Source organism: Wolbachia endosymbiont (group A) of Portevinia maculata (assembly GCF_964028525.1).
In the GTDB taxonomy this organism is placed as follows: Bacteria; Pseudomonadota; Alphaproteobacteria; order Rickettsiales; family Anaplasmataceae; genus Wolbachia.
The window spans coordinates 227,869-240,925 of the sequence record NZ_OZ034786.1; the positions used below are offsets into that span (position 1 = coordinate 227,869).

Genomic DNA, 13,057 nt, shown 5'->3' on the forward strand with positions numbered 1-13,057 from the left:
GTTGGTGAGTATAAAAGTAGCTAACCTTATGTTAAAACACAATATTTTTGGTGAGGGGTTGTATTAAAAGCTGGATTCCAGTGTCGAGCACTGCCGTCATAAAGGAACCAGTGTCAGCTACTTGCATGACACCCTGACAACCGTCATCCCGCTACTTGTTAGCGGGATCTATGCTAAGAGATACCGCGAATGAATCGCGGTATGACGTAGGACTGCTGTCATTCCAGTCTGGAATCTAGTCTTTACTGGAGAGAAGAAACTCTCCTTCTACAGTGTATCCGTTTAGGGGAGGTATCTGTTCAGATGCATGGCTAATGTACAAATATTGAAACAAAAATTCCAGTGCTCCCTTTCTTGTCATCCCAGTGCCCAGACACTGGGATCCAGAAAACTTAACTTTAAATAAGTGGCTGCATAATAAACTACACATTAAACCTAAAGTGCATTATATCACCATCTTGTACGATATAATCTCTGCCTTCAAAGCGAATTTTTCCTGCGTCTTTGCAAGCTGATTCACTTCCATACTTTATGTAGTCTGCAAAGCTTATAGTTTCTGCTTTTATGAAGCCTTTCTCAAAATCAGTGTGGATTACACCTGCTGCCTTATCAGCTGTTGATCCTATTTTTACTGGCCATGCCCGTGCTTCTTTGGGGCCCACAGTAAAGAAAGTTATCATACTCAGCACTTCATACATAATACGCGCTACCCCATCAAGGCCTGATTCTTGTAAGCCAAATTCTGATAAAAAACTCTGTTTTTCCTCTTCACTATCAAGATTTGCAATATCTGCTTCAAGTTTTGCTGAAATGCAATAAAATTTGCTTTTATTTTCCTCCGCCATTCTCTCTACCTTTCTAGATAATTCATTGCCAGTTATAACATTTGTATCTTCAACATTGCAAACGTACATAACGGGCTTTGTTGTGAGCAATTGAAGCGACTTCATCTCGGCTTCGTCCATGTTTTCCAAACTTCTTGCAGGTTTACCGAGTTTTAAAGTAGCTAATACCTCTTGCATTAATTCAAGTTGTCTCTTTAGCTCTTTATCACCTTGTTTTGCTTTCTTTTCCAATTGAGGAAGCCTTTTTTCTATGCTGTCAATATCAGCTAGGATTAATTCCATTTCCACCACTTCAGCATCTGATATTGGATCTATTTTACTGTGTACATGGCTGATATCGTCATCCGTAAAGCACCTGAGCAGATGCACGATGGCATCAACTTCTCTGATATGGCTTAAAAATTTATTGCCGAGTCCTTCACCTTTGCTTGCGCCCTTTACAAGACCTGCAATATCCACAACTTCTAATTGATTATAAATTATCTTCTCTGAACCGGCAATTGCTGCGATTTGTTTCAAACGCTGATCTTTTATCGAAATCTTGCCTATATTTGGCTCGATTGTGCAAAAAGGATAATTTGCAGCTTCGGCTGCACTTGACTCTGTAAGTGCATTAAATAAGGTTGATTTTCCTATGTTTGGTAACCCAACTATACCACAGTTAAAGCTCATATTTGCTATTTAAAGCCATAATTATTGCACAATTTAAGAATTTCTGCTATACTTAATTAGTTACTTATTGACAGTTTTGTTGGTATAGTAATATATAGCTTAAATTAAGGTAAAAATTATGCTTCAATCTAGGGAACGGAAATTACCAACTAATAGCCAAGTAGTTAAGTATAATACTGCGGGCGATGGCAATTGTTTTTTTCATGCTGTGTTTGGTGATAATAGCTCTGGTCCATATAAAGCTGAAAGAGCGCAAGATATGAGAATGGAATGGCACAAATTTTTAAGTCAGTTTGAGTCATTGGATGATGCAAGTATGCCAGCTCCTTTAAGAGATCATCTAGAAAATGTTTTTAATATGTTTTTAAACAAGCCAGGGGATTTAACTGGTAAGTCTGATAGAATAAAGGAGTTGGTTGAGCAAACAAATAGGAAAATTAAAAATGCTGAAGGTAATGTGAAGAGGTTAGTAAGTAAAGCTGTTAGCAAATTTAATATATCGCATGATCAAGCTATGCGTGATTTAAGAGAATATGCAGAGGCCCTTGGTGAAAATGAGTACGATGTCCAATATAACAGTGAATTTATTACACGCTCATTTCTTGACAAACCTGAACTCTATCAAGCTTATCTAGAAGCAATAGAAAGTAAAAGTTATTTTCCTTTCATTGGAGAAATTAGTATGTTAGCTTCTTTAGCTAACATTGAAATTAATGTCTACTACAAAGATAATAATAGCGAGGAGCAAAAAAAGTTTGAGCCAGATCCACAAATGATAAATAATGATGATCAGTTAAATCAGGTATTTAATCGTGAGAGTTATAAATTAAATGACGAGTTATGGGGTAGTAAAGAGCGAGAAACAATATATCTTGGAGGGAATCATTACTCTAGAGCTGAAATTGTAACTCAAGAATTAATAAGACAGCAGCAAGAGCAAGAAGACTTTCTATTAGCAAAAAAACTTCAGGTAGATGAGATCTTGGAATATTGTAACGTTTCAAAGGATATCTCTGAGAGAGCAAAGGTTGAGAAGAGATTTGATGAGTTATTGGCAGAAAATGCTGATAGAAAAATTGATGTTGTTGTAGGGCAGTGCGTTAGTGATATAAAGCAATACATAGAGCGCTCTGAAGAGCAAGACTCTTTGAACCCATCGTGTGGTATTGAAGAAACAAGGGTGGAAAAAGCATTTCATCATCAGCAACCAATACTTGTAAAGTAAATTTTCATAGCCCTGTATATTTTTATATAGGGCTTTTGCAAGCATTTCATATAATATGAACTTGCAGTACATACTAACCTAAATGCAAGTTGACCATGAAACTAGTTTAATCATCGATGCCATAGAGAAATTTGGTGGTGAGGCTAGGCTTGTCGGCGGGTGTGTGAGAGACTCAATTTTGCAGCGTGATGTCCATGATATTGATCTCGCTACCAATTTGCTTCCTGATCAGGTGATGAAAGCGCTAAAACTCCGTAATATAAAAACTATTCCAACTGGCTTAAAACATGGAACTATAACTGCGATCTTAAATCAGAGGTCTTTTGAAATTACAACATTAAGGCATGATGTGAAATGTGATGGCAGGCATGCGAAAGTAGAATTTACTAATAATTGGCAAGCTGATGCTTCAAGGCGTGACTTTACATTTAACGCTCTATATGCAGATAAGCATGGCCATATATATGATTACTTTGGTGGTATAGAGGACTTAAAGGCGCGAAGGTTAAACTTTATAGGCAACGCTGAAGATAGAATTGAAGAAGACTATCTACGTATTTTAAGAGCATTTCGTTTTCATGCAAAAATATGTGTCGGAGATTTGAGTGATGAAATACTAAGCGTATGCAAAAAGCATTCGCATATGATCCAAAACCTCTCTGGAGAGAGAATAAGAGATGAAATACTTAAATTGCTGGAGTGCAATGATCCTTTTCCAACACTTAAGAGCATGCAAGAATCTGATGTTTTGCAAAAGATTATCCCAAAAGAAGTAAAATGCGAAATTCTGTCTTCGTCACTTCTTTTCGGCACTGATGCACTAGTAAAATTAGCGTTACTCCTTAGGACCACCAAAAATGACAGGCTAAGTCTTGGAGAATATGTAAGCAAATTTTTACGTCTTTCAAACAAGCAAAAGAAAAAGCTGCTATTTTTACTATCCAACGATATCAAAACAGAACTTTCAGAAAAAGAGCAAAAAAAATACATATCTTTATTTGGTAGAGAATTATATTGTGATTTAGTAAAAATTTGTGGTGTTGAGTCTGGAGAAAATGTTGATAAATACATTTCGTTTGCTAATACATTCAATATTCCAAAATTTCCTTTATCTGGCGATGATTTAATAAGTATAGGTCACCAGCCAGGAAAAAGTTTAGGTAGGAGCTTGGAATTGCTAAAACAACATTGGGAAGACAGCTCCTACACTTTAACAAAAGAGGAGCTGGTGCTTTATGCTAAGAGCCTACTCTAACTGCTTTCCAACTGTTCAATGAATGTATGCTTGCAATATTAGTGTGACTCATCGAGGAATTAGGTGTGTATTCTTTTTTAGCTTTTTCTGTTAATTGGTATTCGTTTACTCCTCCTTGAGTTTGATTACACATTTTCTGATCTGGAGATAAAAATTTATCTCTTATACTTGGTGTCAGTTGTAACTCTTGAATCTTATTTGAAAAACATTTCATTTTAGCCTCTGTTAATTTTCCTGTAACAATTTCTTTAAGTAATTCTCCTGAGTCGTTATTATTATTATTCTTGCTATTAAAGCTGTGCAAGATAGAGTCTACAATCTTATTTACCCCTTCTTGTTTGTTAAATTCTAATTTTTTTACACATTTTACAACAGAAGATGACAACTTGGCTTTTAACGTGCCATCTCGTGGTTCTTTACCTACATTTTCTCCAATGTTACAATGTTTGTTGACAACTTCTTTAACCTTGGCTTCTATGATCTCCCTTGCGGATTGTTTTAAATTACTTTCTAATAATTTAAGTAATTCTTTACTTTCAAATTTTCCACTATTTTTATTTGATAGAGATTTTATGGTTTCATCAAGCACGTTATGGCAAAAGTGCTTTTCTTTAAATTCAGGAAAACCTTTTTTTAACTCCTCGTTTTTCCTAGATAAAAAGTCATCAAGATTCTTATCCCTAAAAAGCTTATAGAAAACCTTTGAAACGTTTGACTGAGTTGATTTCATAGAATAATTAGGGAGTGTTAAATAAACTGTGTCAAACCGAAAAAAAAGTAATAAATTGATATAAAAAAATGGAGGTTTGACAATGAGTCAGAAAGTAGTAAACAGAACTACCGGTTTGGTAGATTATAAAGAATTAGAAACAAATATCCTGTCGTCTATACGAGAAGGAAGACCGTTGACAGGAAGAGATGGAGCATTAACACCGTTTATAAAAAAGTTGCTGGAGGTAAGCCTGGAAGGTGAAATAGAAAACCACTTGTCGGCTGAAAGCGAAGAGAATAATCGAAGAAATGGGAGGAATGCAAAGACTTTACGTACAAGCGCAGGGTCATTTGAGCTTTTGACGCCAAGAGATAGGGAAGGAAGTTTCGAACCACAAATAGTCAAAAAAAGGCAAACAAACTTACATCCAGAGCTTGAAACGAAGATTTTGAGCACATTTGCCAGTGGTATGGGCTATAGAGATATAGTGTCACATGTTGAGGAAATTTATGATCACAAAATATCGGTGGCAGAGATATCAAGTATTACTGACAAATTGCTACCAGTAATCAACGAATGGCGTAGTCGCCTGCTGCAGTCTGTATATCCGATAGTTTTCATGGTTTTTTAAAGTCAAAGAGGACGGGCATTGCGTAAGTAAATGCATGTATAACATATTAGGCATAGATCAAAATGGCAAAAAAGAAGTATTAGGTTTTTATTTGGCTGAAAGTGAAGGAGCTAACTTCTGGTTGGGAGTGCTAAATGACCTCAAAGAAAGAGGAGTAGAAGATATCCTTATTGCCTGCGTTGATGGGCTGAAAAGCTTTCCTGCAGCTATAAACAGTGTCTTTCCTAATGCGGAAGTGCAGATGTGTATAGTGCATCAGATACGCAACTCACTGAAGTATGTGGCCAGTAAAGATGCGAAGAGTTTTTTGAGCGATTTAAAGAAGGTATATCAAGCTTCAAGCAAGGAAATTGCCGAGAATTATCTGTTGGAATTGGATGAAAAATGGGGCACAAAGTACCCTATGGTTATAAAATCTTGGCAGAATAATTGGGAAAACTTGTCTGGTTATTTTAAGTATTCTGGTCCAGTTAGGAGGATAATCTACACCACCAATCCCATAGAGGGGCTACATAGGCAAATTAGGAAATTCACTAAGACCAAAGGCTCATTTACCAGCATAAATGCCTTGTATAAGCAGGTATATTGTGCTATAAAGAAGGCAGAGGAAAAGTGGACGATGCCTGTACATGATTGGGCATTAACTATCTCTCAATTTGATGTTTTCTTTCCTGGCAGATTGAAAATTGAGTTGAACTAAAAATGCGGTTTGACACAGTTTATTTAACACTCCCAATAATTAAGTGATTTTTTAGTAGATGCTGGCTTTAAGCTTATTATACTTGATCCTTGAGCTTTTGTCTGTTCTTGTGTATCTTTCTCTGTTAACTTCCCATTTTGTTGTTCATCTTCAGCTGTTGAATTTTCAACTTGCTGTATTTTCAACTCGTAATTTTCTCCAAGTGTGTCTGTATGCGCTTTAACAGATGATATTGCAACACTTCTTACTTTTTCTAATTCTACATTCAGATGTTCAACTTGCTCTTGTAACTTTTTATTATCCCCTTGTGAAGACTCTAATTTTCTCTCCAATTCTGCCTTTAGTCTTTCTATTTCTTCAGCTTTATTTCCTTCTAAGATCTGCTTTTCTTCTTCAGTAGCGTTTAGCTGACTGATTAAAATTTTTAATTTATCTTCTAAGTCAACTTTTTTTCCCTGTAGTTGTTGCTCTTGATTATTTAGTGGTAGTTGCTGCGCTAACAATTCCATCACGCTCAAAGAAGTTTTATTTAAGGTATCACCTATTCCAGCTAACTCCCATTCTTTACTTCCTTCTAAGATCTGCACTTGTTCTTGCAACCTAGCAATCTCATTTTCTGAGCTCTTTTTCTCTACTTCAGCAGTTCTTAATTGACTTCCCAAGCTCTCTAATTTGCGTTCTAACTCACGCTGACTTTCCTCATGCATTTTGCGTTCTTCTTTCATAGCTTTTAACTGCTCCTCTTTTTCACTATTTAAAGCATTAATTCTGTCTTTTAATTCAACATCTTCCTTTCTTTCTTGCTTCAATTCTGTTTCTTTTTGCTGTAGACAATTTATCTTCTCCAATTGTTCTGTTGACTCCTTCTCTTTTACAGATAAATTTTCCTTGAGTTTTGTTACTTGCGCTTGCAAATCTTCATTGTCTTTCTTAACAGCCTCATTTATATCTTTATTTTTATCGATAAGTGATTTAATGAAAGCTTCTTGCTCTCTTATTCTTTTCTCTTGATCAGATATAGTGCGCTGTTGTTCGTTATTTTTAGCATCCATTTCCTTTTTATCTTCATCTAATCCTTCATTTAACCGCATTAAACTATTTATTTTCGTGTCTTTTTCTTTCACCTCTACCAACTCTTCTTTGCATTCTGCAAGTTTAGATTCCAAATCCTCATTTTCCTTTTTTAAGAAGGCATTTTGTAAACGCTCAAGTTCTAGTTCCTGACTTACACCTTCCTCCTCTATGCTTACTTCTTCCATACTATCGTATTCTTCATCAATGAATTCATCATTTACTATAGTATCAAAACAACTCTCATCAGTGAACTCACTATTTTCTTCAGTTTGAACCTCTCCATCCTTACTTATTACTTCACTCTGGCTCCCTTTTTCTGCAACCTCAGGTTTTAAGTCAGCTCCAATATTTTTATCCGTTGTTTCAACACATTCGGTCTGCATTGTCGTATCTTGAAATGTTACTTTATTAGATAGAATATTTTCCGCCCATTTGTTCCATTTCTTTGGTAGTATTCGTCCAATCGTTTTTAAGTACAACCAAGCAAATACAGTAGACCAACTGTATTTTTTTTCCTTTCGTTTAACATTAATTTCATAATTAACCGTATTGTTAGTATTTAGCATAAAATTACCTTATTTTTTAACTTCGATTTACAGAAAATTTTAACAGTAGTAAAGTTATATATATTAGTATAAATGTTAAATAAATACTAACGCAGGTATCAAATTATGGTAAAGTCTTTGCCCGCCTAATACACTTTAAGCAGAAATGTACATGTCTGTAAGTACAGCATTTGCTTTTTCTATCGCTCTTGCTAACATTTCCTGTTCATTGTTCTGATTTTTCACATTGATTACCTGAGCAGCTAAGTTTGCAGGAAAAGTGACCAAACTGACTTCCCATAATTCCACTTGTTTTAACACTCTAGCTCCGCTTTTATGATCAACATCATACTCTATAGGTATATAGCCGATGGAAAGTCCATTGATTACTCCAGTTTTGAGCATTAAGTACGCTTCCTTTGCTTTTTGGATGCCCAAAAGTAAGTGTGCGGTTATATACAGGCCAACATCATTTTCGCAAATATCTATAATATTACCTATAGGTTCACCTGGATTGTGCTGCCAAAGGAGTTTTATTTTATTTCTGTTTAAATTTTCCTTAAATGCTCCGGGTAAGATCAGGTCATTTTGTTTATCAACTATATTAAAAACGCTAGCATAACCAGAAAATACACCGTTTTCTCCTATGCTTTTTATTGACAATGGTGAATAGAGAAATTTCTTATTCATAAAGCCTCCTGTAGTATTGGGAATTTTGTTTGCACAATGCACTGCAATGTCAAATCTATTATATGCAGTTCTCTAAAAAGGGGAAGCACTTTTCTTAGTTACTAAAAACGCTAACTGGAATCCAGATTGGACACTGGGTTATAAAAGTATAGCTTCTACATCATACCGCCGCGGTATCTCTAGATCCCGCTAACAAGCAGCGGGATGACGGTTGTCAGGGTGTCATCCCAGTGCCCAGACTGCAGTTCTCTAAAAAGGGGAAGCACTTTTCTTAGTTACTAAAAACGCTAACTGGAATCCAGATTGGACACTGGGTTATAAAAGTATAGCTTCTACGTCATACCGCCGCGGTATCTCTAGATCCCGCTAACAAGCAGCGGGATAACGAGATGCCACCGCGAACCGTCATACTGCCGCGGTATCTCTAGATCCCGCTAACAAGCAGCGGGATAACGAGATGCCACCGCGAACCGTCATACTGCCGCGGTATCTCTAGATCCCGCTAACAAGCAGCGGGATGACGATTGTCAGGGTAGCTGTCATCCCAGTGCCTCTCTATAATGTCATCCCAGTAGCCCCTATAATGTCATCCCAGTGCGTGACACTGGGATCTCATTTTACTTTATGACGGTGTCATCCTAATACCTTCCCCTGTCATCCAAGTAGCTAACACTGGGATCTCATTTTACTTTATGATGATGTTATGAAAGTAGCTGACACTGGGATCCAGAAGACTTAATTTCAACCAAATAATAAAGGCTAGATTCCAGACTGGAATGACATCATAGGGGCACTGGGATGACAGCAGTCCTACGTCATACCGCGATTCATTCGCGGTATCTCTTAACATAGATCCCGCTAACAAGCAGCGGGATGACACCTCTCTTGGGCTCTTTTAGCTACAAACGTTAAGAAATTTACCAAACGAAAAAAAAGGCAAAAGAAGCCCTAGTCATTGTCTATTTTCTGTATTGGCGTTTTTTAAGTCTTAAACACTGCAATTTAGCTGCTTTTAAGTGCAACTAACCTTAACTAAAATGTTTAAGAAATTTACTAAGCAGAAAAAAAGGCAAAAGAAACCCCGTGGTAATTAGTGTTCACTCTCTAATCCTGCAAATTGGCGTACTATACTGTCTTAAACGACTTATAAGCGCGTTTCAGCTTGTGTGGGTAAAAACCCAGAAATGTTGTGAAGACATAAGGTGCACATAGTGCAAAAAATTAAAAATAAGACGCCAACTACGTTGTTTTCTTGCTGTTTAATCTGCACAGATGAAGATAACTGAATACCTTCACTATCATGATAAGGGGGCTGGCGGAGTTTGTAAAGCAATTTTTTAGCCCTGTCTCCTTGCTATAATGTTCATATCGATAGAAAAGCAAAAGAATAGAATGAAATATCAAGTGATATCCTCTATAATTAAATTTTTTGAATGAAGAGATGACGATTCGTGTAGGAATTAATGGTCTGGGTAGAATAGGCAGAGGCGTATTGCGTGCTATTTTCGAAATAGAAGAATATAGCAAACAAATAGAAGTTGTAGCTGTGAATGGATCGCTCAGTGCAAAGCAGCATGCACATTTGATTAAATATGATTCTGTTCATGGCAAATTCAGTGGTGATATTGACTTTAATGAGTCTCAAAATTGGCTATCTATAAATGGCAGAAAATTTTCTTTATATAGAGAACGGAGCCCTGAAAATATTCCTTGGAATGTTGATGTAATACTTGAATGTACTGGTGCATTTAACAAGCGTGAAGAAGCAATAAGGCACAATGCAGAGAAAGTGATTGTCTCTGCTCCAGTTCTAGATGCTGATGTAACTATAGTTTATGGTGTGAATAATGATATGCTCAAAAAAGAGCATAAAGTAATATCAGCAGGTTCTTGCACTACAAATTGCCTTGCTCCGATTGTGAAAGTCCTACACTCTAATCTAGGTATAAAAAGTGGCTTTATGACTACTATACATGCCTATACGAATGATCAAAATGTTCTTGATGGCAATCATAGAGACTTATGCAGAGCAAGGGCTTGCGGATTATCTATGGTGCCAACTACAACCGGGGCAGCAAAAACAATCGGTTCTGTAATTCCTGAATTAAAGGGAAAGCTAGATGGCACTGCCGTCAGAGTTCCAGTTAGCAATGTTTCTATGGTTGATTTTAAATTTACGACTGATAAGAAAGCGACCGTTAAAGAAATAAATGAAATGTTTAAGGATGCAGCTCTCTCCTCTACGTCATTCCAGCGCGTGACGCTGGAATCTAATTTCTGGATCCCAGTGTCAGCTACTCGGATGACATCAGAGGGTACTAGGATGACAGAGGGTTCTCCAATGTCAAATGTACTTTCTATATGCACGGAACCTTTAGTTTCAATAGACTTTGTGCATAACCCTTATAGCGCAATTGTGGATTCAACTGGTACATATGTTACAGGCGACATCTGTAGAGTTGCAGCGTGGTATGACAATGAGTGGGCTTTTTCGCTGAGAATGTTAGACATAGCATTATTGAGCCATAGTAAAGTATGAATGGAAACCCAAACAAATATGCTTCATTTTGTGAGCACTTTGCGGAACTCAGAAAAAGAGTTATCTTTTGCTTTCTATTTTTTTGCGTTACTTTTGGTTTTTGTTACTACTTTAAGGAAAATATATACCGTTTTTTACTTGCACCTTTAATAGAAGCAACAAAAGATAGCGAAGGTTTTTCTTTAATTTACACAGACTTAACAGAGGCATTTTTTGTGTATCTTAGAGTCGCAATAATGAGCGCACTTTTGTTTTCTTTTCCTGTGTTTGCATGGCAATTCTATATGTTCTTAGCACCTGGGTTATATAAAAGTGAAAGGGCAGTGTTGTTGCCATACTTAATTGCAACCCCGGTTTTATTTGTAACGGGAGCTACTGTAGTCTATTACTATATATTTCCTTTAGCCTGGAAGTTTTTTATCAACTTCGAACACAGTGGTAAATCCTTCGATATACCGATAGAGTTTATGCCATCAGTTAGCGAATATTTAGACCTCGTTCTCCAATTTATGTTTGCATTTGGCACTGCATTTCAAATTCCAGTAATACTCACATTGATGGTGAGAGTAGGGTTACTCACTACACAAAGTTTGTCAAATAAACGCAGAATCGCGATAGTGGTAATTTTTATTATCGCTGCAATCTTAACTCCACCTGATGTATTAAGCCAAGTAGGGCTTGCAATACCAATGCTGATTCTATATGAATTGTCCATTTTGATATGTAGGTATATTGAGAAGAAGGCAAAGGTTTGAATAAATATGTATTTGTAACGTTCTTTTTCGAGCACAAGCACCTTTCTCTTGTTTGAGTGTGTGTGATAATTCCTAATAAGACTTTTTGTATTTGATTTTTTACATAAAACATGCAATAATTAAACTTAGTAGACTTATGGGAGTAATTGTATGTTTGGTTTAACAGAAGAACAAAGGAAATTATATGATCGGTTACAGAACGCAATAAAAGATCATGGTAACGTTGCTGAAATTCTACAAGGAGTTTCAAAAGATGATTTACTAGCAGTTCTTAGTGCTCGTGGTACAACCATAGAGTTCAAAAATGGTGAAAGATATACTAAAAAACTATTTTACTATAGTAGAGTTATTAAGAATCAAGAAGGCTTGAAAGTTATTTCTGATGAGATGACAAAGAAAGATATATCACTTGATGAAATATTAAATGCTGAGATTATAAATATTGAATTCCCCAACGTTGTAAAATTTGATGGGACGCCGCCTGAAGACAAGCAAATGCTTTTTGATGAACTTGGGGATTTTGTCGAGAGTTTTGTCGAGAGTTTTGCCAAGGGTTTTGCCAAAGGTTTTAATGATAAAATGAAAGAGAAACATGAGATAGAAACTAAACAAGTAACTAATAAAGCAATAGGAATTGGTATCACTTGTGGTGTTATAGCTGCATTGGCAGTCGGTGTTGGATGTGGTGTTGCCGGTGTTCAATTATCAGTATTAGCTATAGTTGGCATAGCTGTAGCTGCTGCGCTGGCAGTCGGGATTGTTGCTGGCCGTTATTACATATGCAGTATTAAAACCTAGTGGTAGACTAGAAGAAGCTCACGCACAAGAAGAAAAAGAAAAGGTACCTGCTTAGAAATTCGCCATATAGTTAAGTTAAAAACAGTAGAAGGAAGAAGCCTTCTTCCTTGTCTTTTACCGAAATACCAATTTTCTTATTTAAGCATATATTGAGGTTATTCACGGCATTGTGAATAACTTGGTTGATAACCCAGTGGAATACATAGTTTACGCGTTATGAGTACTTTGGAGATCTATAATAAGTATGATCTCCAAATACTAATATATAATACTTAAAGAGATACTTTAACACTTTCTCTTAAGTACTAATCTGGAGGTTCGACAAGTTGCTGTTTAAAAGGTTGGGAAGTAGTTTTATTAGCATTGAAAATTACATAATATACATTATGGAAAATAAAATCACATAATATAAGAAGCAACGCTAAAAATAAAATCACATAATATAGCGAACTATAGCTAACCTAAGAAAGGTTTTCCTACGTCATACCGCCGCGGTATCTCTCAGCCGCTAACAAGTAGCGGGATGACGAGCTTATCGTCATACCGCCGCGAACCGTCATACCGCGATTCATTCGCGGTATCTCGGCATAGATTCCGCTAACTAGTAGCGGGATGA

Annotated in this window: 11 protein-coding genes and 1 pseudogene; 6 read left to right on the forward strand and 6 right to left on the reverse strand. The window is 36.4% G+C overall.

Annotated elements, in window-relative coordinates; all coding sequences use genetic code 11:
- Positions 1-235 precede the first annotated feature (235 nt).
- Positions 236-430 carry a hypothetical protein gene (locus ABWU36_RS06810; RefSeq protein ID WP_410541962.1) on the reverse strand — a complete coding sequence of 65 codons (195 nt, stop codon included), beginning with the start codon at positions 428-430 and terminating at the stop codon, positions 236-238.
- Entirely contained in the window at positions 423-1,517 is a 1,095-nt protein-coding gene (gene ychF / locus ABWU36_RS01115) for a redox-regulated ATPase YchF (protein WP_253308924.1), read from the reverse strand. The genes ABWU36_RS06810 and ychF overlap by 8 nt, the downstream gene beginning before the upstream one ends.
- A gap of 118 nt (positions 1,518-1,635) precedes the next feature.
- Here ychF and ABWU36_RS01120 point away from each other — a divergent pair, with 118 nt between their 5' ends.
- Positions 1,636-2,742 carry a hypothetical protein gene (locus ABWU36_RS01120; protein WP_265016414.1) on the forward strand — a complete coding sequence of 369 codons (1,107 nt, stop codon included), beginning with the start codon at positions 1,636-1,638 and terminating at the stop codon, positions 2,740-2,742.
- Between the two features lie 82 nt (positions 2,743-2,824).
- A complete protein-coding gene (locus ABWU36_RS01125) occupies positions 2,825-3,997 on the forward strand; it encodes a CCA tRNA nucleotidyltransferase (protein ID WP_253309262.1) in 1,173 nt (390 codons plus the stop codon).
- Here the strand turns inward: ABWU36_RS01125 and ABWU36_RS01130 are convergent.
- The gene (locus ABWU36_RS01130) at positions 3,981-4,727 is read right to left on the reverse strand and encodes a hypothetical protein (RefSeq protein ID WP_309166719.1); all 747 of its coding nucleotides are present in this window, start codon (positions 4,725-4,727) and stop codon (positions 3,981-3,983) included. The two genes, ABWU36_RS01125 and ABWU36_RS01130, sit on opposite strands and share 17 nt — an antisense overlap.
- An 82-nt stretch (positions 4,728-4,809) precedes the next feature.
- Here ABWU36_RS01130 and ABWU36_RS01135 point away from each other — a divergent pair.
- Positions 4,810-6,040, forward strand: a pseudogene (locus tag ABWU36_RS01135) (IS256-like element ISWpi15 family transposase).
- A gap of 23 nt (positions 6,041-6,063) precedes the next feature.
- Here the strand turns inward: ABWU36_RS01135 and ABWU36_RS01140 are convergent.
- From ABWU36_RS01140 to ABWU36_RS01150, 3 genes are all read right to left on the reverse strand, one after another.
- A complete protein-coding gene (locus tag ABWU36_RS01140) occupies positions 6,064-7,680 on the reverse strand; it encodes a hypothetical protein (protein ID WP_353272906.1) in 1,617 nt (538 codons plus the stop codon).
- A 135-nt stretch (positions 7,681-7,815) separates the two neighbouring features.
- Positions 7,816-8,349: an HK97 family phage prohead protease gene (locus ABWU36_RS01145; RefSeq protein ID WP_253309059.1), complete on the reverse strand. Its 534-nt coding sequence runs from the start codon at positions 8,347-8,349 to the stop codon at positions 7,816-7,818.
- Between the two features lie 685 nt (positions 8,350-9,034).
- Positions 9,035-9,199: a hypothetical protein gene (locus tag ABWU36_RS01150; protein ID WP_264688295.1), complete on the reverse strand. Its 165-nt coding sequence runs from the start codon at positions 9,197-9,199 to the stop codon at positions 9,035-9,037.
- A gap of 591 nt (positions 9,200-9,790) precedes the next feature.
- Here ABWU36_RS01150 and ABWU36_RS01155 point away from each other — a divergent pair.
- The 3 genes from ABWU36_RS01155 to ABWU36_RS01165 all read left to right on the forward strand — a co-directional run bounded on the left by ABWU36_RS01155 (position 9,791) and on the right by ABWU36_RS01165 (position 12,441).
- Positions 9,791-10,888: a type I glyceraldehyde-3-phosphate dehydrogenase gene (locus tag ABWU36_RS01155; protein WP_353272907.1), complete on the forward strand. Its 1,098-nt coding sequence runs from the start codon at positions 9,791-9,793 to the stop codon at positions 10,886-10,888.
- The gene (gene tatC / locus ABWU36_RS01160; protein WP_253309061.1) at positions 10,885-11,643 is read left to right on the forward strand and encodes a twin-arginine translocase subunit TatC; all 759 of its coding nucleotides are present in this window, start codon (positions 10,885-10,887) and stop codon (positions 11,641-11,643) included. The genes ABWU36_RS01155 and tatC overlap by 4 nt, the downstream gene beginning before the upstream one ends.
- Positions 11,644-11,793: 150 nt before the next feature.
- Complete coding sequence (locus ABWU36_RS01165; protein ID WP_353272908.1) at positions 11,794-12,441, forward strand: hypothetical protein; 648 nt, start codon at positions 11,794-11,796, stop codon at positions 12,439-12,441.
- Positions 12,442-13,057 lie beyond the last annotated feature (616 nt).